This is a genomic window from Streptomyces gilvus, from assembly GCF_022513565.1.
Classification (GTDB): domain Bacteria; phylum Actinomycetota; class Actinomycetes; order Streptomycetales; family Streptomycetaceae; genus Streptomyces; species Streptomyces gilvus.
The window spans coordinates 100,365-125,153 of sequence record NZ_JAKWBE010000003.1 but is presented as its reverse complement, the minus strand read 5'-3'; the positions used below and the strand labels follow the sequence as shown (position 1 = coordinate 125,153).

At 70.3% G+C, this 24,789-nt stretch carries 23 protein-coding genes; 16 read left to right on the top strand and 7 right to left on the bottom strand.

Annotated features, from left to right (window positions below; genetic code table 11):
- Positions 1-32 precede the first annotated feature (32 nt).
- The 6 genes from MKW14_RS07045 (at position 33) to MKW14_RS41230 (ending at position 2,442) form a co-directional block, all read left to right on the top strand.
- Positions 33-278, top strand: coding sequence for a hypothetical protein (locus MKW14_RS07045; RefSeq protein WP_240859867.1), 246 nt, complete (start codon positions 33-35; stop codon positions 276-278).
- A 90-nt stretch (positions 279-368) separates the two neighbouring features.
- The gene (locus MKW14_RS07040) at positions 369-665 is read left to right on the top strand and encodes a DUF3349 domain-containing protein (protein ID WP_240859866.1); all 297 of its coding nucleotides are present in this window, start codon (positions 369-371) and stop codon (positions 663-665) included.
- Positions 666-686: 21 nt separating this feature from the next.
- Positions 687-983: a S1 RNA-binding domain-containing protein gene (locus MKW14_RS07035; protein WP_240859865.1), complete on the top strand. Its 297-nt coding sequence runs from the start codon at positions 687-689 to the stop codon at positions 981-983.
- Positions 984-1,116: 133 nt separating this feature from the next.
- A complete protein-coding gene (locus MKW14_RS07030) occupies positions 1,117-1,623 on the top strand; it encodes an SUKH-3 domain-containing protein (RefSeq protein WP_240859864.1) in 507 nt (168 codons plus the stop codon).
- The gene (locus tag MKW14_RS07025) at positions 1,620-2,330 is read left to right on the top strand and encodes a hypothetical protein (protein ID WP_240859859.1); all 711 of its coding nucleotides are present in this window, start codon (positions 1,620-1,622) and stop codon (positions 2,328-2,330) included. The genes MKW14_RS07030 and MKW14_RS07025 overlap by 4 nt, the downstream gene beginning before the upstream one ends.
- Positions 2,257-2,442: a YgjP-like metallopeptidase domain-containing protein gene (locus tag MKW14_RS41230; protein ID WP_308314586.1), complete on the top strand. Its 186-nt coding sequence runs from the start codon at positions 2,257-2,259 to the stop codon at positions 2,440-2,442. The genes MKW14_RS07025 and MKW14_RS41230 overlap by 74 nt, the downstream gene beginning before the upstream one ends.
- 54 nt (positions 2,443-2,496) lie before the next feature.
- On the opposite strand, the gene MKW14_RS07015 is transcribed toward MKW14_RS41230, so the two are convergent.
- Both MKW14_RS07015 and MKW14_RS07010 read right to left on the bottom strand, forming a co-directional pair.
- Positions 2,497-3,303: an endonuclease I family protein gene (locus MKW14_RS07015; RefSeq protein ID WP_240859857.1), complete on the bottom strand. Its 807-nt coding sequence runs from the start codon at positions 3,301-3,303 to the stop codon at positions 2,497-2,499.
- A 150-nt stretch (positions 3,304-3,453) separates the two neighbouring features.
- The gene (locus tag MKW14_RS07010) at positions 3,454-5,721 is read right to left on the bottom strand and encodes an ArnT family glycosyltransferase (RefSeq protein WP_240859853.1); all 2,268 of its coding nucleotides are present in this window, start codon (positions 5,719-5,721) and stop codon (positions 3,454-3,456) included.
- Between the two features lie 154 nt (positions 5,722-5,875).
- On the opposite strand from MKW14_RS07010, the gene MKW14_RS07005 reads away from it, so the two are divergent.
- The 5 genes from MKW14_RS07005 to MKW14_RS06985 all read left to right on the top strand — a co-directional run bounded on the left by MKW14_RS07005 (position 5,876) and on the right by MKW14_RS06985 (position 13,692).
- Entirely contained in the window at positions 5,876-6,736 is an 861-nt protein-coding gene (locus MKW14_RS07005) for a serine hydrolase (RefSeq protein ID WP_240859852.1), read from the top strand.
- Positions 6,737-6,784: 48 nt separating this feature from the next.
- Positions 6,785-7,810 carry an esterase-like activity of phytase family protein gene (locus MKW14_RS07000; RefSeq protein ID WP_240859851.1) on the top strand — a complete coding sequence of 342 codons (1,026 nt, stop codon included), beginning with the start codon at positions 6,785-6,787 and terminating at the stop codon, positions 7,808-7,810.
- A gap of 87 nt (positions 7,811-7,897) precedes the next feature.
- Positions 7,898-11,617: an ABC transporter ATP-binding protein gene (locus tag MKW14_RS06995; protein ID WP_240859849.1), complete on the top strand. Its 3,720-nt coding sequence runs from the start codon at positions 7,898-7,900 to the stop codon at positions 11,615-11,617.
- A 122-nt stretch (positions 11,618-11,739) separates the two neighbouring features.
- Entirely contained in the window at positions 11,740-12,129 is a 390-nt protein-coding gene (locus MKW14_RS06990) for a hypothetical protein (RefSeq protein ID WP_240859842.1), read from the top strand.
- Positions 12,130-12,228: 99 nt separating this feature from the next.
- Positions 12,229-13,692, top strand: coding sequence for a S28 family serine protease (locus MKW14_RS06985; protein WP_240859841.1), 1,464 nt, complete (start codon positions 12,229-12,231; stop codon positions 13,690-13,692).
- A 25-nt stretch (positions 13,693-13,717) separates the two neighbouring features.
- Here MKW14_RS06985 and MKW14_RS06980 read toward each other — a convergent pair whose 3' ends face one another.
- The gene (locus MKW14_RS06980; protein ID WP_240859840.1) at positions 13,718-14,353 is read right to left on the bottom strand and encodes a hypothetical protein; all 636 of its coding nucleotides are present in this window, start codon (positions 14,351-14,353) and stop codon (positions 13,718-13,720) included.
- Positions 14,354-14,941: 588 nt separating this feature from the next.
- On the opposite strand from MKW14_RS06980, the gene aroA reads away from it, so the two are divergent.
- The 3 genes from aroA to MKW14_RS06965 all read left to right on the top strand — a co-directional run bounded on the left by aroA (position 14,942) and on the right by MKW14_RS06965 (position 17,973).
- Positions 14,942-16,186 carry a 3-phosphoshikimate 1-carboxyvinyltransferase gene (gene aroA / locus MKW14_RS06975; protein ID WP_240859839.1) on the top strand — a complete coding sequence of 415 codons (1,245 nt, stop codon included), beginning with the start codon at positions 14,942-14,944 and terminating at the stop codon, positions 16,184-16,186.
- Positions 16,187-16,258: 72 nt separating this feature from the next.
- Complete coding sequence (locus MKW14_RS06970) at positions 16,259-16,900, top strand: GNAT family N-acetyltransferase (RefSeq protein ID WP_240859838.1); 642 nt, start codon at positions 16,259-16,261, stop codon at positions 16,898-16,900.
- A gap of 491 nt (positions 16,901-17,391) precedes the next feature.
- Positions 17,392-17,973 carry an RBBP9/YdeN family alpha/beta hydrolase gene (locus MKW14_RS06965; protein ID WP_240859837.1) on the top strand — a complete coding sequence of 194 codons (582 nt, stop codon included), beginning with the start codon at positions 17,392-17,394 and terminating at the stop codon, positions 17,971-17,973.
- Here MKW14_RS06965 and MKW14_RS06960 read toward each other — a convergent pair.
- From MKW14_RS06960 to MKW14_RS06950, 3 genes are all read right to left on the bottom strand, one after another.
- A complete protein-coding gene (locus MKW14_RS06960; RefSeq protein WP_240860445.1) occupies positions 17,954-19,195 on the bottom strand; it encodes an MFS transporter in 1,242 nt (413 codons plus the stop codon). The genes MKW14_RS06965 and MKW14_RS06960 overlap by 20 nt on opposite strands.
- 128 nt (positions 19,196-19,323) lie before the next feature.
- On the bottom strand, positions 19,324-20,124 hold the full coding sequence (locus MKW14_RS06955; protein WP_240859836.1) for a sugar phosphate isomerase/epimerase family protein: 801 nt from the start codon (positions 20,122-20,124) through the stop codon (positions 19,324-19,326).
- A gap of 254 nt (positions 20,125-20,378) precedes the next feature.
- Positions 20,379-20,786 (bottom strand): transposase domain-containing protein, encoded by a 408-nt coding sequence (locus MKW14_RS06950; RefSeq protein ID WP_240859834.1) that lies wholly within the window; start codon positions 20,784-20,786, stop codon positions 20,379-20,381.
- Positions 20,787-21,110: 324 nt separating this feature from the next.
- On the opposite strand from MKW14_RS06950, the gene MKW14_RS06945 reads away from it, so the two are divergent.
- The gene (locus MKW14_RS06945) at positions 21,111-21,308 is read left to right on the top strand and encodes a type II toxin-antitoxin system prevent-host-death family antitoxin (protein WP_240859832.1); all 198 of its coding nucleotides are present in this window, start codon (positions 21,111-21,113) and stop codon (positions 21,306-21,308) included.
- A 3-nt stretch (positions 21,309-21,311) separates the two neighbouring features.
- Positions 21,312-22,817 (top strand): serine/threonine-protein kinase, encoded by a 1,506-nt coding sequence (locus MKW14_RS41225; protein WP_240859828.1) that lies wholly within the window; start codon positions 21,312-21,314, stop codon positions 22,815-22,817.
- An 87-nt stretch (positions 22,818-22,904) separates the two neighbouring features.
- On the opposite strand, the gene MKW14_RS06935 is transcribed toward MKW14_RS41225, so the two are convergent.
- Entirely contained in the window at positions 22,905-24,788 is a 1,884-nt protein-coding gene (locus tag MKW14_RS06935; RefSeq protein WP_240859826.1) for a P-loop ATPase, Sll1717 family, read from the bottom strand.
- Between the last annotated feature and the right edge of the window lies 1 nt (position 24,789).

Here is a 24,789-nt window from a genome sequence, read left to right as displayed (position 1 = left end):
ACCCGTGTCCACAATGCGGCAACGAGGGGCCCATGACGCTTCAGTTCCACTTCGGCAACGCCGACCTGGACACCTACCGCATCGGCGAACGCATGAGGTGGGGAGGCAATGACAAGGGAACGCCGGGCAAAGAGCTGGTGGAGGTCATCGGCTACCAGGAGCCCTGCGACAGGTGCGGGCTGGACGAGGACAAGGAGTACGTCCTGGTCTTCGAGCACGACGTACTGACCGGCGGCTACCGCTACGCGCTGCCCGAGGACATCGTGCGTCTCGAGTAGTGCCGGCGGGGACCGGGGCCCTTCCCGGAAGTCGGGGAGGGCCCCGGGCTGCATCCCGCCCAGCCGGCCTCTGTGAAAATGATCAGCGAAATGCCAGACATGGAACCTCATCTCGCCGAAGTGGTCGACCAGTTGCGGCTGGTGTTCCCCGCCGGCATCCCGGAGGGCGACGCGGACTACGGTCCCTTGCTCGTGATCCTCTCCGACCTGTTGTGCGAGCGGAACCTCGGCGTGGTGGTGGAGGCGGCCTTCGGCCTCGACCGGCATGTGGTGCGCAACCAGGCCGCGGCAGCCCTGTCCATCCGGCAACCGTCTGCTCGGCAGGTCGAGCAACTGAAGCAGCGCATGGTCGAGCGCGGCTGGTACCTGGAAGACGACGAGAGCTGAGAGTTTGAGGAGCCCGAGACCATGACCGACTCCGAAGTGAAAGCGGCCGACCTGCGTCTCATGGGTCACCTCGTCGAAGGCGAGGTCGTGGCCGTCTTCCGCTGGGGCGTCATCGTGGACCTGGGCCTGTCACGGGACGGCCTCATCGATGTCCTCTACATCGACGACGACGACAACTACGAGGTGGGAGACCGTGTGTCCTGCTATCTGAGTGTCTTCGACGAGATGAAGAACAAGTTCATCCTGAGGCCCCCGGGGCAGGTACCGGTCGCGGAACGCCTGCGCAGGCTCGAGGAGCAGCGAGGTCTCTCCTCCTGACCTTCCGGACAACGGCGATCGCCGGGGAGCATGTACGACGAGCTCCCCGGCGATTGCCGTGTCAGTGGTAGCTCGAATCCGCCGTTCCCGTCGTGCGGCCGGTGGAGGAAAATTCAGGGAGGGGGCGGCACGGGTGGCGGATCGGCCGGATGGCCCTCGCGAGGCAGGACTGCCGGAGAAGCTGTCGGGCATCCTGGCGGAGGACGCCCGGTGGGTGGCCTCCGAAGCGGACATTCGACATGTCATGGATGTATGGGATGAGCTGGGAATTCACTGCTCGCCGACGGCACTGCGTTTCGTCGAGGAATTCAACGGAACTCGCTTCGACTACCCGCGCCATCCGCTCGATCCGGGGACGCACAGCTGCGAACTGAACGCCGAGCGCGCGAGTCGCATCGTCAACGGCGAAAAGCTGAGGAGATATGAGCAGCGAACGGGAGAGAAGCTGACGCCCGTGGGCACGGCGGCTTCCGGTCCTCTTGTGCTCCTCGTCGCCGAGGGGGGGGCCGGACGTACGGCGCCTACGATGCGTTTCTCGCCCTCTATGGTGGGAGCCCGGAGGAAGCGTTGGTGCATCTGGTCGACAGAGTCCGTCCTGAGCGGCTGGACTGACGGCGCAGTGAGAGCGATGGAACAGTGACCGACGGTGAGGTGACCGAGGTCGAGATGGGCCTGGTGGGGAGCCTCGTGCAGCGCCGACGAGAGCCGGAGTCCTTCCCGGAGTGCTGCTGGTGCTCGGTTCGCATGAGGAGAGGTGAGGGCCAGGTGGTGCCCCCAGACGGCCCCGAGCGGCTCGGGCGTTTCATGGAGCGGTTGAAGACGAGGTTCGACGCGGAGCCGGAAGTCGAGGAGGTTCCACCGCGTGTGCCCGGTGACGGGCGCGTCTTCGCCCTGGTGTGCTCGTGCGTGCCCGAGCGCGGGTTCGTGACCGGTTTCACCTACGGCCTGTCACCGTTCCGGCGGGCGAAGGGGCAGGCGCCGGTCCGCGAGCTCTGTATCACGATGCGGTCGGCCGATCCGCGATGGGCGAAGGTGCCGGCCCTCACCGTGGCCGCGTTGCGGGGTCTGTGCCCGTTCGACCCGGGAATGGTGATCGGCTACAAGAGGCCGTACGTGCCGCCCTCCCGCCTCAGCAGCCTGGTGCTGGACCTGCCTGCACCCGGGCTGGACCTCGCGGACCCGATTGATGTGGCCGATCAGGGCGCGGATGCCGGGGAACTCATCGAGATCGTCGGCGCCCATCCCGTTTATCCCTCGGAACGGACAGTCGTCCATGCCGAGGGGCTGGGGGTGTTGTTCGCCTCGGGCGCGGATTTGTACGACCCCGACCGCCCACCCCTGGTCTGACGGCCCGGACCAACTGCCCATGCATCTGATCGACTACGTCATCGCTCACGAACTGGCCCACGTGAAGTTGGCAGGACACCGAGAGGACTTCTGGATGGGCGAGATTCGGTAGGCCGGTCGGGCTGCACTCCCCATGAGAACAAGGGGAGTGCGGCGGCGGCAACGCCTACCAGATCGCGTCGACCCACTCCGGGTGGTCGATGAACGGGTTCCGGTTGTGCTGGTAGGTGTCGTAGATGACCTGGTTGCGGTTCTCCTCGAAGGCGCTCGGCGGGTCCTCGTCGTTCCACTGCTTGAGGACCGAGAGCTTGCCGATGTAGGGGGTGGAGCCGTTGCCCACCTTGTCGTCGGGCTCCAGGTTGGCGAAGCCGTCGTCGCCCTCGTAGCGGACGGCCATGTAGAGGATCATGCGGGCCACGTCGCCCTTGACGGCGTCGCGCGGCTCGAAGGAGTCCGAGTCGACCTTGCTGCCACCGCTGTTGGTGAACGTGGAGCCGCCCTCGTCGAAGTCGAGGTTGCCGCGCTTGCCGTTGACCGCCACGTCCTCCGGGCGGATGTGGTGCAGATCGGTGCCGGGGCCGGTCGAGGTGGTGAGGTCGCCGTGCGAGACCGCCCACACGTGCTCGCGGTTCCAGTCGCCGCTGTCACCGCCGTTGAGGGACTTGCTGCGGGAGATGCCCGAGTACAGCAGGATCACGTTGCTGCTGTTGTTCGGGTCCTGGTCGGTCTTCTTCAGGGCGTCCCACAGCGCCGAGTACGACAGCTTCGTCACGCCCGAGCTGATGATCGTGTGCAGGGACGACTTCAGACTCGTGCCCGTCTTGCCGATCGCGTTCTTGTAGTACGTCGAGTCGTACGCGGTCGTCGTGGCGGCGGCCGGGGTGGCCGTCAGCGCCGGGGCCGCGAGGCCCACCATCACGGCGGCGGTGGCCAACGCCACCGACTTCCATCGCCGTACGCGTGTCACCGGCATAAAGGTTGTCCCATCTACGCGGGTTGAATGGAGGCGGCAAGAGGGAGGGTGACATGAACATGAGGTCTTGTCGATGAACGGGACGTTAAAAGGGGAAGTAAAAAACGGCTCCCGACCATGGGGTCGGGAGCCGTTCGGGGCTGGTCTGCGTCAGCTGACGTCGGACGGATCCAGGCGGTAGAGCGACGCGGTGCTCGAGCTCGACGTGGAGGCCGAACTCTTGCTGTACGCGCTCGCCTTCACCGCCGTGCCGTGCTGCTTCACCCAGGTGGACACCTGCGTGCTGAGGGTGTTGCCGCCGCCGGGGCCGCCCATGCCGCCGCTGCCGATCTGGATGTAGTGCAGCTCGCCCTTCTTCACCAGTTCCTTCAGCTTGGCCACCGTCATCGCGTTGTCGGAGCCGGTGAAGCCCCACATGGAGATGACCGGTTCCCGGGCGCTGAGCTCGATCTGCGCGGCGCTCTGCGAGTTGGAGACCGCGAGCAGCCACTTGGCGCCGTCCTGGTGCTTCTTCAGGTACGAGATCAGCTCGCTGTCCGCGCCGCCCATACCACCGGGCCCGCCGCCCGAGCCGCCGCCGAAGCCGCCACGCTGGCCCGCCGTACCGCCGCTCTCGCCGGTGCCGCCCGAAGCCGTGCCGCCCGAAGCCGTACCCCCAGGTGCCGTACCGTCCGCCGTACCGCTGCCGCCCGGTGCCTGGCCCGTGCCGCCCGCCTGGGGCAGTTCGCCGTTTCCGCCGCCCGGCGTCATCTGCCCGCCGCCTGGCACCTCACCGTTCTGGCCCCGCTGTCCGCCCGGGAAGCCGCCCTGCGCGTCACCGCCGGCCTGGTTGCCGCCGCCCGGCATCTCGCCGCCGCCCGGGAAGCCGCTCCCGCCGCGCATGCCGCCGGGGCCGCCCATGCCACCGCCCGTGGAGGGGCCGGCCGTCGGGTTCGTGCCGCCCATCATGCCGCCCGAGGAGCCGAAGGCAGGCGACGCGGCGTACGCCGTCGGGCCCGCCAGTGCCGCGACCACAGCTGCCGCCAGCGAGGCCACGAGCAGCCGGGTCCGGTTGCCGGAGCGGAAGACCAGCATGCCCACGACGCCGGCCACCGTCAGGACGCCGATCGTCGGCCACAGCCAGGTGTTCCAGCCGGAGGCGCGGCGCAGCAGCACGATGGCCCAGACGCCGGTGACGCCGAAGGCGGCCGGGAGGACCCACACCCAGCGCCGGTCGCGGCGGAAGGCGTCCAGCAGCATCACGCCACCGCCGCCGCACAGCGCCGCGATGCCCGGGGCGAGCGCGGTGGTGTAGTAGGGGTGCATGGTGCCCTGGGCGGTCGCGAAGATCACGTAGTGCAGCAGCGTCCAGCCGCCCCACAGCACCAGCGCCATCCGCCTGAGGTCGGTGCGCGGGGCGCGCCCGCACAGCACCAGCCCGCCGACCAGGGCGATCGCGGAGAACGGCAGCAGCCAGGAGATCTGGCCGCCGAGGATGTCGTTGAACATCCGGCCGAGGCCCGAGGAGCCGGAGAAGCCGCCGCCCCCGCCCCCGCCGCCCCCGCCGTTGCCCTCGCCGCCGAAGATCCGGCCGAGACCGTCGTAGCCCATGATCAGGTCCCAGGCGGAGCCGTCCGTGGAGCCGCCGATGTAGGGCCGGTCGGAGGCCGGGACCAGGGACACCGCGAGGGCCCACCAGAAGCTGGAGACGGCCAGGACGACCGCCGCGAGCAGCAGGTTGACGATCCGCTTCGCCCAGCGCGCCCTCGACGCGTACAGGTAGAGCGCGAAGACGGCGGGGAGGGCGATCCAGCCCGCGAGCAGCTTGGTGTTGAAGGCGAGACCGAAGCAGGCCGCCGCGCCGAGCAGCGGCAGCAGCCTGTCGTCACGGGTGGCGCGGAAGGCGAGGGCCGCGCCCGCGACCATGAGGAACACCAGGAGGGTGTCGGGGTTGTTGTCGCGGTTGATGGCGACGGTGATCGGGGTCAGCGCCAGCACCAGCGCGGCGACGGTCGCCGCGCCGTGGCCCCACACCCGCTTCACGGTGGAGTGCAGGATCCAGATCGTGGCCAGGGCCGCCAGGATCTGAGGCGCCATCATCTGCCAGGTGCCGAAGCCGAAGAGGCGGCAGGACAGGCTCATGACCATCGTCGCGAACGGCGGTTTGTCGACGGTCAGGAAGTTGCCGGGGTCCAGCGAGCCGAAGAACCAGGCCTTCCAGCTCTTCGTGCCGGCCCAGATGGCACCGCTGTAGAAGGTGTTCATGCTGGACCCGGACAGGTTCCAGGCGTAAAGGACCGCCGCCAGGACCAGGATCGCGATCAGGGCGGGCAGCGACCAGCGCGGTGCCCGGTCCGGGGGCGCCGCCGGCGGGGCGGGCGGCGGCCAGTCGGCGGACACGGGCTCGGTGTGGGGGTGCGGATCGGTGGCAGATGTCACCCGGGCATCGTGCAGAGGGGGCGTGGGTGCGGGCTGTGCCGAAGCTGGCCGCGGGCTGTGAATCGGCCAAGGGGGCGGTAACGCCTTGGGCAGTCTTTGCCCAACGGGGCAGCCGCGTACAACCTTTCGGACGTTTTCGAGCGTCAACAGGGGCATGAATCATGGGAGATCCACCAGACGCGCGAGAGCGCTCGCCACGGGGGCCCTCGGGCTCGGTGTGCTCATACCCGGCGTGGCCGCCGCCTCGCCCGCCGCGGCCGCCACGACACCCACCGTCAGCTGCACGTCCGGCAGGGCGGGCCTGGCCACCAAGCTCCAGAAGGACATCACCACCGCGCTCGCCGGGCGTCGGGGCACCGTCGCGGTCGGGCTCTACGACCGCTCCACCAACACCACGTGCTCGCTGCGGGCCACCTCCTCCTACGACTCCGCCAGTGTCGTCAAGGTGACCGTCCTCGCCACGCTGCTGTGGGACGCGAAGAAGCACAACCGGTATCTCACCGACACCGAGACCTCGTTGGCCAAGGCCATGATCACCAAGTCGGACAACAACGCGACCAGCAAGCTGTGGAAGCAGCTGGGCCTGACGAAGATCAAGGGCTTCCTGAGCGCCGCCGGCATGACGAAGACCGTCCCCGGCGCCAACGGCTACTGGGGTCTGACCCAGATCAACGTCACCGACGAGCAGAAGCTGCTCAAGCTGATCACCGCGAAGAACGCCGTGCTCAGCGACAACTCCCGTGCGTACATCCTGAAGCTGATGGGCCAGGTCATCTCCTCGCAGCGCTGGGGCACGCCCTACGGCCTCCCGTCCGGCGTCTCCTGGCACGTCAAGAACGGCTGGCTGCAGCGCTCCACGCACGGCTGGCGGGTGCACAGCGTCGGCACCTTCAACGGCCGCGGCCACGACTACATGATCACGGTGCTCACCTGGGGCAACAGCACCATGAACTACGGCATCTCCACCATCCAGGGCGTCGCCAAGGTCATCCACAAGGACCTGGCGGCGAGTTGACGCCCGCGCGTCTCCCGCGCGTCACCGGATGCGCCTACGGTGGCGCGCATGCGCCTGAGAACCGTACTCGCGACCGTCACCGCGGCCCTGGCGGCGGCCACCACGCTGACCGCCGCCGGGCCCGCCCCGGCCACCCCGCGGGCCGGCAACGCCTGTTCACCGTCCGTCTCCGTCGACCGCTTCTCCGACGCGCTGGACAAGACGACGTACGACGGCACGTTCGTCGGCAACTTCTCCGCGCTCGTGGTGGACAAGGACGGCTCGATCGCCGCCCTGGAGGACCGCTCCTCCCTCTTCGACCTGGACGCGAGGACGCTCGCCCCGCAGCGGGTCGTCCGGCTCGCCGATGAGAAAGGGGCCGCGCTGGACAGCGAGGGCCTCGTCGTCGACCGGGACGGCACCCGCCTGATCACCTCGGAGACCGAGCCGTCGATCCGCCGCTACAGCGTGGACGGCAGGATCCTCGACCGGCTCCCGGTCCCGTCCTTTCTCCTCGTCGCCCCCGCCGGCCGCGCCACGGCCAACCAGACCTTCGAGGGCCTGACCCTCCTGCCCGGCGGCCGCACCCTGCTCGCCTCCATGGAGAACGCGATCTCCGGCGACTCCACCGACATCGTCCGCTTCCAGACCTGGACCCGGAGCAAGGGCGACCACTTCCGTCTCGCCGCCCAGTACGCCTACCGCATCGACGCGGGCCTGGGCGTCCCCGAGGTCCAGGCCACCCCCGACGGCCGGCTCCTCGTCCTGGAGCGCGGCTTCACCGCCGGCGTCGGCAACACCGTCCGCCTCTACCTGGCCGACCCCCGCCACGCGACGGACACCAGCGGCATCGAGAACCTCACGGGGCAGAAGGGGGTGCGGCTGATCGGGAAGACCCTCCTCGCCGACATCGCCGACTGCCCGTCCCTCGGCGCCACCGCGAAGCAGCCCCAGCCGAACCCGCTCCTCGACAACATCGAGGGGATGGCCGTGACCGGCCGTGCGGGTGATCGCCTGAAGGTGCTGCTGGTCAGCGACGACAACCAGAACGCGGCGCAGGTCACGCGGTTCTACTACCTGAGGGTGCGCGTCTGACCTCACCCTTCTGTTACGGAGGGATGAAATCCGCTTCCTCACGTGTTGGTGCCTTCCGGCAGATCAGGACGATCGGAGGGCACCCGCGTGAGCGAGCAACGGGGATGGGCACGGCGACTGGCCGGATACGCGTGGCGGTATCCGAAGGACGTCGTGCTGGCCCTGGGGTCCTCCCTGGCGGGCATGGCCGTCACCGCGCTCGTCCCCCTCGTCACCAAGGTGATCATCGACGACGTGATCGGCGATCACAGCCGGGGCATGGCCCCCTGGGCCGGGGCGCTGGTCGGTGCCGCCGTCCTCGTCTACGTCGCCACCTACGTCCGCCGCTACTACGGCGGCCGTCTCGCCCTCGACGTGCAGCACGACCTGCGGACCGAGATGTTCGAGACGATCACCCGGCTCGACGGGCGAAGGCAGGACGAGCTGTCCACCGGGCAGGTCGTGGGGCGGGCCACCAGCGACCTCCAGCTCATCCAGGGCCTGCTCTTCATGCTCCCCATGACCATCGGGAACGTCCTGCTCTTCGTGATCTCCCTGGTCATCATGGCCTGGCTGTCGCTGCCGCTCACCCTCGTCGCGCTCGCCGTCGCCCCGGCCCTGTGGTGGATCGCCAAGCGCAGCCGCTCCAAGCTGCACCCCGCCACCTGGTACGCGCAGGCCCAGGCCGCCGCCGTGGCCGGCGTGGTCGACGGAGCCGTCAGCGGCGTACGCGTGGTGAAGGGGTTCGGGCAGGAGGAGCAGGAGACCGGGAAGCTCAGGGAGGTCGGGCGGCGGCTGTTCGCCGGGCGGCTGCGGACCGTACGGCTGAACAGCACGTACACCCCCGCCCTCCAGGCCGTCCCCGCCCTCGGCCAGGTCGCCATGCTGGCGCTCGGCGGCTGGCTCGCCGTGCGCGGCCACATCACCCTCGGTACCTTCGTCGCCTTCTCCACCTACCTCGCCCAGCTCGTCGGCCCGGTCCGCATGCTGGCCTTCGTCCTCACCGTCGGACAGCAGGCCCGCGCCGGCACCGAGCGCGTCCTGGAGCTGATTGACACCCGGCCGACCATGACGGAGGGCACGAAGGAGCTGCCCGCCGACGCGCCCGCGACCGTCGAGTTCGACGACGTCTCCTTCGGCTACGACCACGAGCGGCCCGTCCTGGAAGGGCTGAGCTTCGAGATCCGCCCGGGGGAGACCCTCGCGGTCGTCGGCTCCTCCGGCTCCGGCAAGTCCACCGTCTCCCTGCTCCTGCCGCGCTTCTACGACGTCACGCACGGCGCCGTCCTGATCGGCGGGCACGACGTCCGCGAGCTGACCTTCGACTCGCTCAGGGCCGCGATCGGGCTGGTCCCCGAGGACTCCTTCCTCTTCTCCGACACCGTCCGCGACAACATCGCCTACGGCCGTCCGGACGCCACCGACGAGGAGGTCGAGGCCGCCGCCCGCGCCGCCCAGGCGGACCGTTTCATCAGGGAGCTGCCCGAGGGCTACGGCACCAAGGTCGGCGAGCACGGCCTGACCCTCTCCGGCGGCCAGCGCCAGCGCGTCGCCCTCGCCCGCGCGATCCTCACCGACCCACGGCTCCTCGTCCTCGACGACGCCACCTCCGCCGTGGACGCCCGCGTCGAGCACGAGATCCACGAAGCGCTCAAGCACGTCATGCGGGGCCGTACGACCCTGCTCATCGCGCACCGCCGCTCCACCCTCAACCTCGCCGACCGCATCGCCGTCCTCGACGGCGGACGCCTCGCCGACCTCGGCACGCACGAGGAGCTGCAGGAGCGGTCCGCGCTCTACCGCCGGCTGCTCACCGACCCCGACGAGCTCGGCGGTGTCTCGCCCGGCCACAGCCGGCCCGCCCAGCCCGCCGAGGACACCTCCGTGCGCGACGAGCTGGACGCCGAGTTCGACGCCGAGCGCGGGGTGACCCCGCGGCTGTGGACCGGCGACCGGGAGCCCAAGGACCACGCGCTGTCCGGGATGCCGGCCACCCCGGAACTCCTCGCCCAGGTCGAGGCGCTGCCCCCGGCGACCGACACCCCGGACATCGACGAGGCGCGGGCGGTCATGCCCGAGGACTCCTACGGACTGCGCAGGCTGCTGCGTGGCTTCGGAGCGCCCCTGCTGATCAGCCTCGGGCTCGTCGCCGTCGACGCCGGGATGGGCCTGCTGCTGCCGGTGCTGATCCGGCACGGCATCGACAAGGGCGTCAACGCCCTGGCCCTCGGCGCGGTCTGGTCGGCCTCGCTGCTCGGGCTGCTCGCGGTCGTCGCGCAGTGGGCGGCGCAGGTCGGGGAGACCCGGATGACCGGCCGCACCGGCGAACGGGTCCTGTACTCGCTGCGGCTGAAGATCTTCGCCCAGCTGCAGCGGCTCGGCCTCGACTACTACGAGCGGGAGCTGACCGGCCGGATCATGACCCGGATGACGACCGACGTGGACGCGCTGTCCACGTTCCTGCAGACCGGGCTGGTCACCGCGTTCGTCTCCGTCGTCACCTTCTTCGGCATCCTGGTCGTCCTGCTGGTGATCGACGTCCAGCTCGCGCTGGTCGTCTTCGCCACCCTGCCGCCGCTGGTCGTCGCCACGTACTTCTTCCGCCGGGCGAGCGTGAAGGCGTACGAACTCGCCCGTGAGCGTGTGTCGTTGGTGAACGCAGACCTCCAGGAGTCGGTCTCCGGGCTGCGGATCGTGCAGGCCTTCTCGCGCGAGCGGGACGGCGGGGCGCGGTTCACGGAGCTCAGCGACAGCTACCGCAGGGCGAGGGTGCGGGGGCAGTGGCTGATCTCGATCTACTTCCCGTTCGTGCAGCTGCTGTCGTCGGTGGCCGCGGCCGCGGTGCTGATCGCGGGTGCGGGCCGGATCGACGACGCCACCCTCACCACCGGGGCGCTGGTCGCCTACCTGCTCTACATCGACCTGTTCTTCGCGCCGGTCCAGCAGCTCTCCCAGGTCTTCGACGGCTACCAGCAGGCCACGGTCTCGCTCGGCCGCATCCAGGAGCTGCTGCGCGAGCCGACCTCCACCCAGGCCGCCGACGAACCCCTCGAAGTCCTCTCCCTGCGCGGCGACATCGCCTTCGAGGACGTGCACTTCGCCTACGGGGACGACGAAGAGGCCCTGTCCGGCGTCGAGTTGACGATTCCGGAGGGCCAGACGGTCGCGTTCGTCGGCGAGACCGGCGCCGGCAAGTCGACCCTGGTGAAGCTGGTGGCGCGGTTCTACGACCCCACCGGCGGCCGGGTGACGGTCGACGGCACCGACCTGCGGGCCCTGGACATCACCTCCTACCGCCACCGGCTCGGTGTCGTCCCGCAGGAGGCGTACCTCTTCCAGGGCACCGTCCGCGACGCCATCGCCTACGGCCGCCCCGAGGCGACGGACGCCGAGGTCGAGGCGGCGGCGCGGGCGGTCGGCGCGCACGAGATGATCGCCACCCTCGACGGCGGCTACCTCCACGAGGTCGCCGAGCGCGGCCGCAACCTCTCCGCCGGCCAACGGCAGTTGATCGCGCTGGCCCGCGCGGAACTCGTCGACCCCGACATCCTGCTCCTCGACGAGGCCACCGCCGCACTCGACCTGGCCACGGAGGCCCAGGTCAACCGAGCCACCGACCGCCTCGCCGGCCGCCGCACCACCCTCGTCGTAGCCCACCGCCTCACCACGGCAGCCCGAGCGGACCGGGTGGTCGTGATGGATCGCGGTCAGGTCCTGGAGGACGGTACGCACGAGGAGTTGCTGGCGCGGGACGGGCGGTACGCCGAGTTGTGGCGGACCTTTGTCGGGGAGCCGGACGCGGGGGAGGCGGTCGGGGTCACGCGGTGAGGCCGCGCTGTCTGTTCGCTGTTGGTTCGCTGTCGGTTCCCTGACGGTCGTGCAACCATCCGACATACGTTCGGCGTCCGTACACCCGTACGCTCATAGTCGGTCGTAGGGGAGGGACGACAGTGGACTCTGGTGCGATACGGCGCCGGATCGCGCTCGGCATGGCCGCGTTGACCGCGTCCGGGGCGCTCGCGCTCGCCGCGTCGGGCAACGCGCACGCCGACCCGTACTGCTCCGGGCGCAAGGTGCGGGACCTGACGTTCTCCACCGGTGTCGTGCACGTCTACAAGGCCAACGGCTACGTCTGCGCCGTGACGTTCCCGAAGCACGCCTCCACCGTCAAGCGCTCCATGTCGGTCAGTGTGCAGGCCCGCGGCAACCGCCCGGTCGTCGACAGCGGTCAGTACAGCCACCACGCCGGACCGGTCACCGTGCACGCCGGACACCGGTGCGTGCGGATCAAGGGCTCGGTGGAGGGCGGCTCCGTGAGCTCCGGCTGGATCCTTTGCTGAGTCACGGGAAACTCACAAGTATTTCTTGAACTCCCCTGGTGCGTCCGCCCGTTGCGCCGCTAGCGTCCGGCGGACATCTGTACTCACAGGGGAGGGTGCATGCGCAAGGCGCTCAGATGGCTGCTCGCGTTCGCCGTGCTCATAGGCACGTTGAGCACGACGGGAGCGGCCACCGCCTCCCCCACTCTCGACTTCGCTCGAGCGGGGGGACCCCCATCGCCGACGGCCAACGGGACGACAGCGGCGACCGACATCGAGGACCGGCTGCTAGCCATCCCGGGCATGAGCCTGATCGAGGAGAAGCCGTACCCCGGCTACCGCTTCTTCGTCCTCGACTACACCCAGCCGGTCGACCACCGGCATCCGTCCAAGGGCACCTTCCAGCAGCGAATCACCGTGCTGCACAAGGGAGTCGACCGCCCGACCGTCTTCTACACCGGCGGCTACAACGTCTCCACCACCCCGAGCCGCCGCGAGCCGACCCAGATCGTGGACGGCAACCAGGTCTCCATGGAGTACCGCTTCTTCACCCCGTCCCGGCCGAACCCGGCCGACTGGTCCAAGCTGGACATCTGGCAGGCGGCGAGCGACCAGCACCGCGTCTTCGGGGCCCTGAAGTCGGTCTACCCCAAGAGGTGGATCTCCACGGGCGGTTCGAAGGGCGGCATGACCGCCACCTACTACGAGCGCTTCTATCCGCGCGACATGGACGGCGTGGTGGCCTACGTCGCCCCGAACGACGTCGTCAACGACGAGGACTCCGCCTACGACCGCTTCTTCGCGGGCGTCGGCACCAAGGAGTGCCGCGACCGGCTGAACGCCGTGCAGCGCGAGGCGCTGGTGCGCCGGGAGCCGCTGGAGAAGAAGTACGCGGCGTACGCGGCCGAGAACGGCTACACGTTCAAGACCATCGGCAGCCTGGACCGCGCCTACGAGGCCGTCGTCCTCGACTACGTCTGGGGCTTCTGGCAGTACAGCCTGCTCTCCGACTGCGCCACGATCCCGGCGGACGCCGCACACGCCACCGACCAGGCCATCTGGGACTCCGTCGACACCATCTCCGGGTTCTCCTTCTACACCGACCAGGGCCTGGAGCCGTACACGCCGTACTACTACCAGGCCGGCACCCAGCTGGGCGCGCCGACGATCCACTTCCCGTACATCGAGAAGAAGTACGTCCGCTACGGCTACCAGCCCCCGCGGAACTTCGTGCCGCGGTCGATCCCGATGCGTTTCCAGCCGGGGGCCATGCGGGACGTCGACACCTGGGTGCGCCACCACGCCCACCACATGCTCTTCGTGTACGGCCAGAACGACCCGTGGGGAGCGGAGCGCTTCCGCGTCGGCAAGGGCGCGAAGGACGCGTACGTCCTCACCGCGCCGGGCCTCAACCACGGGGCGAACGTCGCCGGTCTGGTCCCGGACCAGAAGGCCCTGGCGACGGAGCGGATCCTGGACTGGGCGGGGGTGGCGGACGAGACGCCGGCCGCCGAGCCGCTGGCCCGGTTCGACCGGAAGCTGGACGTGCGGGACGTGGAGCGCGAGCCCGCGCTGCGTCCGTGACTCCCGCGCCGCGCCCGGCCGTCGGTCAGACGCGCCGGGCGCAGCCCACCGGTTCACGGCCGTCGAGGTGGACGTAGAGCGCCGTCGACGCGGGACACGACGCCCGCCTGGCGACCGCCCTCACCACCTTGTACTGCGGCTTGTTCGCGCCGCCGCCGTCGCACCTGGTTTCCCGGACCTGCCCGCTGCCGGAGCCGTAGACGCAGTCGCCGACGATGGTGCGCGGTCCGCCCCCGCCGCCCGGATCACCGGGGTGCGGGGGCTCCAGGTTGCGCATACAGGCGTAGCCCTGTGGCACCGAACCGTCGCCGTCCTCGTCGGACGACGGGCTCTGCGCGCTGATGTGCAGCACGAAGTCCGTGGTCGCCGGGCACAGCGGACCGTCGGCCACCGTGCCGTCGTGGCGCGCGACCACCCGCGCCGCCGCCCGCTCACTGGTGCACGGCACCTCGGTGAAGCTCGTCGTGCCGAAGGAACTGCACTCGTCGACCCCGAGGAACACCGCCCCGTATCCGGAGGGCCGCGTCGAGGCCGCCGCCGGTGTGACACCGGGCCCGGCGTCCTCACCGGACGCGGACGACAGCGCCTGGCAGCCGGTCAGCAGCGCGGCGACCAGCACCAGCGGAGCACAGACCACCCCCACCGACCATCTCTCACCCATCGCGTCCCCCCGGGCGCCTCCCCACGCACCCCCGTCCAGCGTGACCCTCACAGGCTGGTCACGCCAGACGCGCGGGAGGTATTGGTCCTGTTGGGGGGTGTACGCCTGTTGTGCGTCGTATGCGCTCTACGCCCCTTCTAGTACGTCAGTCCGTGACCGACGGGGTACAGCTGCTGCCGAAAGGGTTCTCCGGAAAGGGGCCGCCATCGGCGCTGTTGGAGGGGGGCGCGCCGATGGCGGCTGTGCTGCCGGCCGCAGTACGGCGGAGAGGGTAGGTCAGCGATCGCAGCCAGCAGCGAGGGCCGACACCGCACGGCGGAGACTCATCCGGCAACTTGCGGGTTGGACGAACCGTATTCGGGCGGGGTTCCCCCCTTCCCGGCGATTCCCGGAAGTCGGTGCCGGTGGGGCCGGCGGGACCGGTGAGCCGTCACCCCGGGCGGCCGCTCCTGCCAAAGACGTACGGCCCCTGCGACCGCCGGACGACGGGCCGCTCGCCCCGTGCCGTCGGTGACCGGCGGGCGACGGGAAGTGGTCCATCCCGTGGACGTGCGGGCGCAGCGGCCCCCGTGCGGTCGATCATGAGTCATGCCCGTAGTCACCATCCCCGGTTCCAAGTCCATCACCGCCCGCGCCCTCTTCCTCGCGGCGGCGGCCGACGGTGTCACCACCCTCGTGCGCCCGCTCCGCTCGGACGACACCGAGGGCTTCGCCGAGGGCCTGGTACGGCTCGGCCACCGCGTCGGCCGCACACCCGACGCCTGGCAGGTGGACGGCCGCCCGCAGGGCCCGGCGGTGAGCGAGGCGGACGTGTACTGCCGGGACGGCGCGACCACCGCCCGCTTCCTGCCGACGCTGGCCGCGGCGGGCCGGGGCACCTACCGCTTCGACGCCTCCCCCCAGATGCGCCGCCGCCCCCTGCTCCCGCTCACCCGCGCCCTGCGCGACCTCGGCGTGGACCTGCGGCACGAGGAGGCGGAGGGCCACCACCCGCTGACCGTACGGGCGGCCGGGGTCGAGGGCGGGGACGTCACCCTGGACGCCGGCCAGTCCTCGCAGTACCTGACCGCGCTCCTCCTGCTCGGCCCGCTGACCCGCAAGGGCCTGCGCATCCACGTGACCGACCTGGTCTCCGCGCCGTACGTGGACATCACGATCGCGATGATGCGGGCGTTCGGGGCGGAGGTGGGCCGGGAGGGGAACGTCTTCGTCGTCCCGCCGGGCGGCTACCGCGCCACGACCTACGCGATCGAGCCCGACGCCTCCACCGCGAGCTACTTCTTCGCGGCGGCCGCGGTGACCCCGGGCGCGGAGGTGACCGCGCCGGGGCTGGGACGGGGCGCGCTCCAGGGCGACCTGGGGTTCGTCGAGGTCCTGCGGCGGATGGGCGCGGAGGTGTCGGTGGGGGCGGACGCCACGACCGTCCGGGGCACGGGCGAACTGCGCGGCCTGACGGTGAACATGCGCGACATCTCCGACACCATGCCGACCCTGGCCGCCATCGCCCCCTTCGCCTCCGGCCCGGTCCGCATCGAGGACGTGGCGAACACCCGGGTGAAGGAGTGCGACCGGCTGGAGGCCTGCGCGGAGAACCTGCGGCGGCTCGGGATCGCCGTCGAGACGGGCCCGGACTGGATCGAGATCCGCCCCGGCACGCCCACGGGGGCTGAGATCAGGACGTACGGCGACCACCGCATCGTGATGTCCTTCGCGGTGACCGCCCTGCGCACGCCGGGTATTTCGTTCGACGACCCGGCCTGCGTACGGAAGACTTTCCCCGGCTTCCACGAGGCGTTCGCGGAGTTGAGGAGCGTGCTGGGGGATGAGCGGTGAGGTTCGGACTCGGTCACGCGCACCTGTTCCGACCGTGCTGATCGGCTGTCTGCTCTGAAGGGATGTCACCGAGTGGGTTACCTGTTGGAAGGGCCGGTGCTGGAGGGCGCGTTGGTGCGTCTGGAGCCGTTGGAGCACCGGCACGCGGCCGATCTCGCGGTGGCCGTCGAGGAGGAGCGCGGCACCTACGACTTCACCTGGGTGCCCCGGGCCCACGAGGTGGGGGACTACATCGACGCCCAACTGGCGCGGGCGGCCACGGGACGGCTGGCGCCGTACGCGCAGATCTCCCTGGCCACGGGGCGCGCGGTGGGCGCCACGTCGTACTGGGAGCCGCGCTGCTGGCGGGCGGAGGACCGGCTCGACGCCGTGGAGGTCGGGTTCACCTGGCTCGGCGCGGGCGCGCAGGGCACCGGCGTCAACGCCGAGGCCAAACTCCTGCTGTTCCGGCACGCCTTCGAGGAGTGGGGCGTGTCCCGGGTCGACCTCAAGACCGACGCCCGCAACGAGCGCTCCCGCGCCGCGATCCAGAGCGTCGGGGCACGTTTCGAGGGCGTCCTGCGCAACTGGTCGCGCTCCTGGGCCCCGGGCGAGGAGGGACGTCTGCGCGACTCCGCGATCTTCTCGATCACCGCACCGGAGTGGCCGGAATGCCGCGACCGCCTGGAAACGCGGGTCGCCCGCTTCGTGACCCGGACCGTCGGGGGCGCTTGATAGCCGGCACTGGACCTGGGGTGGGCCCGTGCCCCCGGCCGTCGGCGAGCTAGGCGATTCGGGGGTGTGGCGGGATTCCTGCCCTGGTCGTCGGTCAGTGGGCTGGTTCCGGGGTGTGGCTGGGCTCTTGCCCTGGTCGTCGGTCAGTGGGCTGGTTCCGGGGTGTGGCTGGGCTCTTGCCCTGGTCGTCGGTCAGTGGGCTGGTCCCGGGGTGTGGCTGGGCTCTTGCCCTGGTCGTCGGTCAGTGGGCCGGTCTCGGGGTGTGGCTGGGCTCTTGCCCTGGTCGCCGGTCAGCGAGCTGGTCCCGCGGTCTGGCGGGATTCCCGCCCTGGTCGTCGGTCAGCTACCCGGCCCCGGGCCTCGGGTCCCTGCCCGTCCTCGGTTAGCTACCCGGCCCCGGGCCTCGGGCCCCCTGCCCCACTCCTCGCTCGGCAGGCCGGCTCCGGGGTCTCGCTGGACCCCTGCCCCGGTCCTCGGTCAGCATGATCTCCATGACCTCGCACTTCCTGATCCTCCACGGCTGGCAGAACCACCGGCCGGCCGCCCACTGGCAGCACTGGCTCGCCGACCGGCTCGACGGGCTCGGGCACCGTGTCACCTACCCCCAGCTCCCGGATCCCGACGACCCGAGCCTGGAGGTGTGGCTGTCGGAACTGGGCCGGTATCTGGGCGAGATGGACGGCGAGGACAGGGTCGTGCTCGCCCACAGCGCCTCCGCCGTGCTGTGGCTGCACGCCGTCGCGCGCGGGATCGTGACGGACGGCGCCGCCGACCGGGTGCTGCTGGTGGCGCCGCCGTCCGCGTCCGTCCTCGCCCGGTATCCCGAGGTCGCCGAATTCACCCCGCCCGCCCTGGACTGCGCCCTTCCCACCCCCACCCGTCTGGTCGCCGGGGACGACGACCCGTACTGCCCCGAAGGGGCGCGGGAGGCGTACGGCGACCCGCTCGGCATCCCGACGGACCTCCTGCCGGGCGCCGCCCACCTGGACCTGGACGCGGGATACGGTTCCTGGCCGGCCGTACTGGAGTGGTGCCTGGACCCGACGGCGAAGTTCACCGTCCGTCCGGTGTGACCGCGCCGCCGTCCCGCAACTCGGGTGTTCTCACGGCCACCGCCAGCACGGCCAGCACGCACATCAGGCCACCGGTGAACAGGGCGGTCGTGGCCGAGGTGCGGGCGGCCACGAGACCCGCGCGGAGGTTGCCGATCTGGGGCCCCGCCTGACCGACGATCGTCTCGGCCGCCGTGACCCGGCCCAGCAGCGCGTCCGGCGTACGGGTCTGCACGATCGTGGCGCGGGAGAGCACGGCCACCGCGTCCGCCGCCCCCGCGAGCACCAGCGTCCCGAGCCCCGCCCAGGCGCTGGTGGTCAGACCGAACAGCGCGAGCGCCGCGCCCCAGGTGCCGGAGGCGCACAGCATCACCGGACCGGGACGGGCCAGCCGGGTCACCGGGCCGGACAGGGCGGTCGCGGTGACCCCGCCCACCGCGAGCGCGGACAGGAACAGGCCGAGGGTGCGCGGGTTGCCGCCGAAACGCTCCGCGTCGACCAGCGGGAACAGGCTCACCGGCATGGACAGGACGGTCGCCGCGAGGTCCGTCAGCAGCGCGCCGCGCACCACCCGGTGGCCGGTGAGGAAACGCAGCCCGTCGAGGACGCCGTGCAGTCCGGGCCGGGACTTCCCGCCCTCGGGCGGCAGCGCGGGGAGGCCGTAGGCGCCGTAGAAGGCCATGCCGAAGCTGAGCGCGTCGAGCAGATAGCAGACGCCCACACCCCACCAGCCGAGGACGACGCCCGCCACGGCCGGCCCGAGCAGCATCATCGACTGGCCGGTGACCTGCTGGAGGGCGAGCCCGGCGCCCACCTGGTCCCTGGGCAGCAGCCGCGGCAGGAACACGCCCGAGGCGGGGGCGCCGACCGCCGCGAACGACGTCTGCACCGCCACCAGCGCGAGCACCACGGCCGCCGGAACGTGCCCGGTGAAGCCCTGCACGGCCAGCAGCACGGCGCAGACCGCCGAGCCGACCGTGCTCAGCAGGAACACCCGGCGCCGGTCGGCCCGGTCCACCCACGCCCCCGCGAGCAGCCCGACCGTGACGAGCGGCACCGCCTGCGCCAGCCCCACCGCGCCGGTCCACACCGAGCTGTGGGTCATGTCCCACACCTGGTACATGACGGTCACGACGGTCATGAACCCGCCCAACGAGGACACCGTGCGCCCGAGCAGCAGCCGTCGGAAGGCAGGGGAGGTCCGCAACGGCCGGACGTCGAGGAACGTACGGCCGATGCTCAGGAGGGCATGACGGGGTCGCGCGGGGGCGGGCTGGGGCACGGCGGGGACCCTAGCCAGCGGCCCCCGGCCGCGGCCAGCGAATTACGCGGGCGCCCGGCGGGCGTCAGGCGGGCGTCAGGCGGTTGCGCTCACGCCGATTCGTTGAGCAGCCGGGCCAGGTGCTCGCGGCCGGCGCCCAACAGGTCCTCGAGCGGCGCGGCCTCGTCGTACCACCGCTTCTCGTACTCCCAGCACAGCCAGCCGTCCCAGCCGTGCCGGGACAGGACGTCCACGCACTCGGTGAGCGGCAGGACGCCCGCGCCGAGCCCGAGCGGGGTCTTGTCCTCGGCGGAGGCGATGTCCTTGACCTGGACGTAGCCGAGGTAGGGGGAGAGGGCGGCGTACGTCTCCGAGGGCTGCTCACCGCCGAGCCAGGTGTGCATGACGTCCCAGAGGGAGCCGACGTACCGGTGGCCGACCAGACCGAGGACGCGGATCGCGTCGGCGCCGGTGCGGTGCGAGTCGTGCGTCTCCAGCAGGATGCGGACGCCGAGGTCAGCGGCGTGCTCCGCGGCCGTACCGAGCCGCCGGGCGGCGATGGCGTCGGCGCGCTCGTGGGTCTGCTCGGGGTCGGCGCCCGGGAAGACGCGGACGTAGGGGGCGCCGACGTCGTGGGCGAGGTCGAGGAGGCGGCGCACCTCCTCGATCACGGGTCCGTCGTCGCCGGGCGCGGCGACCCGCGCGTAGCCCGCGAGCCCCAGGATCTCGATGCCGCCCGCCTTGAACTCGGCGGCCACGTCGGCCCGTTCGTCGGGGCCGATGCCGGGATGGACCGGCTCCTCCGGATGGGCGCGCAGTTCGACGCCGTGGTAGCCGTGGGTGGCCGCGAGCCGGACCACGTCCGGGATGGGCAGGCCGGGGACGCCGAGGGTGGAGAACGCCAGTCGCATGATCCCTACTGTCACTCGATGTGCGTTAAAGGTCCAGGCACCGTGCCCGACCCCTGCCGCCCACCTACCCACCGGCCCGCACCTCTCACCCCCACCGACCACTCCCACCGACCACCCCCACCCCGCACAGCCCCAGCCACCGCCCCGCGCGCTCGAGCCCCCACGCACTCCTGAGGCCGCCCCACAGCTACCCGGCCCCCGCCACTCCCGAGGCCCGACGACTACCCGGCTCCGGCACTCCCGAGGCCCGGCAGCTACCCTGCTCCCGCCCGGCTCCGCCACCCCTCGAGTGCGGCCACCAGCAGGCCGTGCCAGCGGATCCCTGGCCCGTGCGCGGTCGCGGCCGGGCCCCGCAGCAGGTCGAACAGCCGCCGCAGCGGTCTGCTGCCGACGCGGCGGCGGGCCTGGGCCAGCGCACTCGCCGACGGCGAGACCACCGGCAGCCCGGCCAGGGCTCCCGTGAGCTTGCGCCACACTCCCGGACAGCCGGCCTCCGGGAACAGGCACCCGGCCAGGACCAGGTACACCACGACCCGGGAGGGCAGATCCCGCAGCCGCGACTGCACCGTCCTGGTCGCACTCAGCGCCGCATCGACCATCTCGAAGGGCACCAGCTGGGTGAGTTCACCGAGGTGACCGGGCGCAAACCGGCCTCCGGCCACCGTGACGGTACGCGTGATGGCACACTGTTCGGACAGCGGAGCCTCCGGTCCTGTGAACGGCTTGTCTTGGTCGACTGCCAGTTCTACCGGGGCTCCGCTCCCCACGTCCGCCGAAACCGCACCTCAAGACCCCTGGACAACCCCACCCGATCCATAACTTCACGGACTTGGCACTAGACGTGGAAGACGACGGCCGCGAGGACTGAGTCGGGCACCGGTACAGCGCGCGTCGAGCTGAACAGACGCCTCACCTCAGCCCGAGACCACCTACCGGAAGGCGTTCCGCCTCTTCCGATCGGAGTGACACTTCATCAAACTAGCTGTATGACTGAGGAGTTCTCGATCACCCGTGCACGGCCCATTCTTGGCGATCTCGCCCGGCGTGTAGCCGCCACCCGTGAGCCGCTCATCCTTACCGATCACGGCAGGGCCATTGCCGCTCTTATGCCATTGTCGGGTCAAACGGGGCCCGAGGGGGTCATCCGTGACGCTGCCGGACACATGGTCGCAGGACAGGACTGAAGCGTGCCGAGTACACAACCCCTCATCGCAGGCCGTTACCGGCTCATCCGACCGCTCGCCGAAGGGGGCTTCGGCCGGGTATGGGAAGCTCGCGACGACGTCCTTCGCGCTGACGTAGTCGTCAAGGAAGTTCGCCTTCCCACCACTGCGGACCCCATCGAACAGGCAAAACGCCTCACCTACGCGGAACGGGAAGCACGTAACGCCGCCCGGCTGCGCCACCATCCCGGCATCGTCCCCGTCTATGACGTTGCCACCGAGGACGGCAGACCCTGGATCGTCATGCAGCTGATCAAGGGCAGCTCCCTGGAAGAGCGGCTGCGTAAAGGTCGGCTGCCGGTTTCAGAAACGGTCGAACTCGCCGACGCCCTCCTCAAGGCCCTGGACGCAGCGCACCAAGCCGGCGTCGTACACCGCGATGTCAAGCCCGCGAACGTCATGCTCGCTACCGACGGCCAGATCATGCTGACCGACTTCGGCATCGCCACACACGCCGCCGACACCCGCCTCACCACGGACGGGTCAGTCGTCGGCTCTCTGGAGTACATGGCCCCCGAACGCCTCAAGGGGGACCCGGGCACCCCGGTCGGCGACCTGTTCTCTCTCGGTGCGACCCTGTACCACGCGGTCGAAGGCGTCTCCCCCTTCCGGCGCAACTCCTACCCCGCCACCATGGCGGCTGTCGCCCACGACGCGCCCCCGCCGCCCCGTCACGCAAAACGACTGGCACCCCTGCTGCGTGGGCTGCTCGCCAAAGACCCCAAAGACCGCCCCACAGTCACCGAGGCTCTTGCTCTCCTCGACTCAGTACGCACCGGTAAGAACAAGCGGAAGACTCGAAAGAAGCAGATCCCACCGCCACAGCCACCGACCGAAGCGGAAGAGCGGCCAGCACCGACCTTCGAAGAGTCCTGGACTGGAGATGAGCATCCACAGGAGTTCAGCGAGCACGAGGAAAGAGTCGGCCCGCTGCTCGTGTGGGTCGCGCTGATTTTCATCTTCGGTTTCGTCGGCCTGCGCTCGCACGGCACCGCGCAGAATGTGATGCTCGGCCTCACCTTCCTGATGGTCACGGGGGCCGTAGACGAAGGCGACGGCATTGGCGTGCGCTGGCTACTGAGGAGGCGGCTGCGCGCCCGAACACTGCGTGTTGACACAGAGGGCATCACTGCCACCGATGCTTCCGGCCGTCAGCACATCCCGTGGAGCGCGGTCGCGCAGGTCGCCGTCAGACGCACTGACCAGACCGTATACGAACACCATCTGGATGCCCTCCACATTCGTCTGCACAATCCGAAGCCCAAGACGCCTGTGGCCCTGTACCGTCCAGCCGGATGGCCAATCCAAGCTGCTCTGCCGGACGTCTGCCGCGGGCCGGAACCGCCCAAACGAGAGGACTGGGTACCCATCTGCTTGCTGGGTCCCCTGCCTGGACCCCGCCGAGTAGATCTTAAGAACGTGATCGCAGCCCACACCAGACACTCGCTGGAAACAAAAGGAGCCTGGTGACCCTTCTTACCGCCTGTCGGTAAACGAACGTTTGATGACAGGATCGGCCCTCGTCCAATGAACCCGGACCTCCCAGGCCCGAGCAGGTCAGGGTGAGGAGTCCGATCCGCCGCCTCCGCCCGTGGCGCCCCCAGCGGCCCGGATCAGCGCGCGGGCTTCGTCCTCCAGACGACGGGTGATCGGTTCCTCTCGCATGCCCTGCTCGCCGAGTTCCATGGCCAGGCGGCCGAAAAAGCTGGAGGCGGCGAGGACGTGTTGTGTCACGTCGACGGTGATGCCGCCGCGCATGATCTCCCGGGTTCGGCGGGCGTCGTCCAGGACATGGCCGAGCTGAGCCCGCACCTCATTGTGTATGTCGTCCTGCAAACCTGCCCGCATCAGCTGGCGAAGCAGCCGCTCGCAGGCCCGGCTGACATCGTCCAGCAACCGCACATCGCGGCTGACGCCCAGTGATACATCCCGCCCCTGCCCAATCTGACGCTGGTGGTTTCCGCCGCTGATCCGATTCGGGCTGTATCCGGCCATCTCCACCGCTCCGAGACCGCCCAGCGCGGGCCGGAAACACGGGTGCACGTGGAACTCGTCCTCGCCGGGCTGCGGGGGCATCTGCGAGCCGTGGGAGTACACGACCTTGTGACCTCTCCTGACGCCCAGGAAGCCGATCGAGAAGAGGACCTCCGCCACTCCCTGGGCGGTGAGGCCGTCGGCGTAGTCGGCGAACTCCTGCTGCAGTCGTTCCCGGTGGGGCTCGAACCGTGATGCGAGTGCCGGTCGCATCGTCACGTAGCCGTGGTTGTCGAACAGCAGGAAGAGTTGGCTCAGGAAGGGATGGGTGACCGCGTACTCCCTTGCCAGATCCGTGAGTTTCCAGTCGGAGAACTGCTTGGTGGCGCTGTGGACGTCCTGCTCGGTGATGTACTCGCTGCCACGCTGGTCGGCGGCGTCTCGGCACGCGTTGAGGAATTGGATCACGTCCCGCGGGCGCGGAAGCGCTCGCTCGAACAGGTAGCCGGGCATCTCTTCGCCGGACACCATCGCCGGGAACACCTCTCCCCAGAGATGCTCTGGGGAGAGTTCCGGCACCTGGAGAGAGGCCGCCGCCCTGCTCAGGGCAAGTCGGGCCAGTTCCTCCCGGCTCCAGGAGATGCGCAGCTCGTCGCTGTGGAACTTGTCGGCGTCGCCGAAGTTGAGCGTGTCGTAGATGTCCGCTCGGAGGAAGAGCGTGCAGCGTGCGGCGCCGCCGTACTGACTCGTGACCTGTTTGCTCGCCAACAGCAGCCCGGTGACCAGGGCGTGGCTGTCCGGATCCATGGTCCAGACCTGCTCGATCTGGTCGACCAGCAGGAGCAGGGGAGGATGTGACGCTGTGCATCCCAACTCATGGAAGGCAGCTGCCACACCACTCTCCAGGACCTCCAGCTGACGACTGGCGCGAGCGCCTTCCGATGCCCCGTTCAGACCCAGCCCGGCCTCAAAGCCGAACGCCTTGAGCGAGAGGTTCGCCGACTGCAGTCCGCGGGCTCCACGACGGAGCCGGTCGTAGAGACGCTCCTCGCCCGCCTCGTCGTTCGCCTCCAGGAAATCGCGCAGCGCCTTCACGGATGAGCGTGCACGCCAGCCGTGCGCCGCGCGCGCGTGGTCGCACAGATGCCGCGCCGCATGTACGGCGAAGACGTACCGCCAGATCAGGGACTTGGCGGTGTCACCCGAGACTCCCTGGAGTTCGAACCGTCGGATCTCGTCGCCGGCGGTGTCGTCAGGGGTGATCAGAACCGCGATGCCTGGATGGCCGTCGGCGGCCCCCAGTTGCCGACAGATCGCGCTCTTGCCCGCCCCCTTACGGCCGATGATCAGGGATTTGCGGCCGGAGAGTGCCTCCCGGTAGGCGTAGGTGTGCAGAAAGACTCCACCCAACAAGCCGTCAGCCATGTCGTGCTCGGCATCGTCCCGGCCGAAGAACAGACGGCTCACC

Excerpts from the sequence above, each read along its gene's own strand:
- MKW14_RS07035 (WP_240859865.1), top strand. The coding sequence starts at position 687 with ATGACCGACTCCGAAGTGAAAGCGGCCGACCTGCGTCTCATGGGTCAC.
- MKW14_RS07040 (WP_240859866.1), top strand. The coding sequence starts at position 369 with ATGCCAGACATGGAACCTCATCTCGCCGAAGTGGTCGACCAGTTGCGG.
- MKW14_RS06980 (WP_240859840.1), bottom strand. The coding sequence starts at position 14,353 with ATGGGTGAGAGATGGTCGGTGGGGGTGGTCTGTGCTCCGCTGGTGCTG.
- MKW14_RS06945 (WP_240859832.1), top strand. The coding sequence starts at position 21,111 with ATGACTGAGGAGTTCTCGATCACCCGTGCACGGCCCATTCTTGGCGAT.
- MKW14_RS06985 (WP_240859841.1), top strand. The coding sequence starts at position 12,229 with ATGCGCAAGGCGCTCAGATGGCTGCTCGCGTTCGCCGTGCTCATAGGC.
- MKW14_RS06965 (WP_240859837.1), top strand. The coding sequence starts at position 17,392 with ATGACCTCGCACTTCCTGATCCTCCACGGCTGGCAGAACCACCGGCCG.
- MKW14_RS07005 (WP_240859852.1), top strand. The coding sequence starts at position 5,876 with ATGAATCATGGGAGATCCACCAGACGCGCGAGAGCGCTCGCCACGGGG.
- MKW14_RS06955 (WP_240859836.1), bottom strand. The coding sequence starts at position 20,124 with ATGCGACTGGCGTTCTCCACCCTCGGCGTCCCCGGCCTGCCCATCCCG.
- MKW14_RS07015 (WP_240859857.1), bottom strand. The coding sequence starts at position 3,303 with ATGCCGGTGACACGCGTACGGCGATGGAAGTCGGTGGCGTTGGCCACC.
- MKW14_RS07045 (WP_240859867.1), top strand. The coding sequence starts at position 33 with ATGACGCTTCAGTTCCACTTCGGCAACGCCGACCTGGACACCTACCGC.
- aroA (WP_240859839.1), top strand. The coding sequence starts at position 14,942 with ATGCCCGTAGTCACCATCCCCGGTTCCAAGTCCATCACCGCCCGCGCC.
- MKW14_RS07000 (WP_240859851.1), top strand. The coding sequence starts at position 6,785 with ATGCGCCTGAGAACCGTACTCGCGACCGTCACCGCGGCCCTGGCGGCG.
- MKW14_RS41230 (WP_308314586.1), top strand. The coding sequence starts at position 2,257 with ATGCCGAGGGGCTGGGGGTGTTGTTCGCCTCGGGCGCGGATTTGTACG.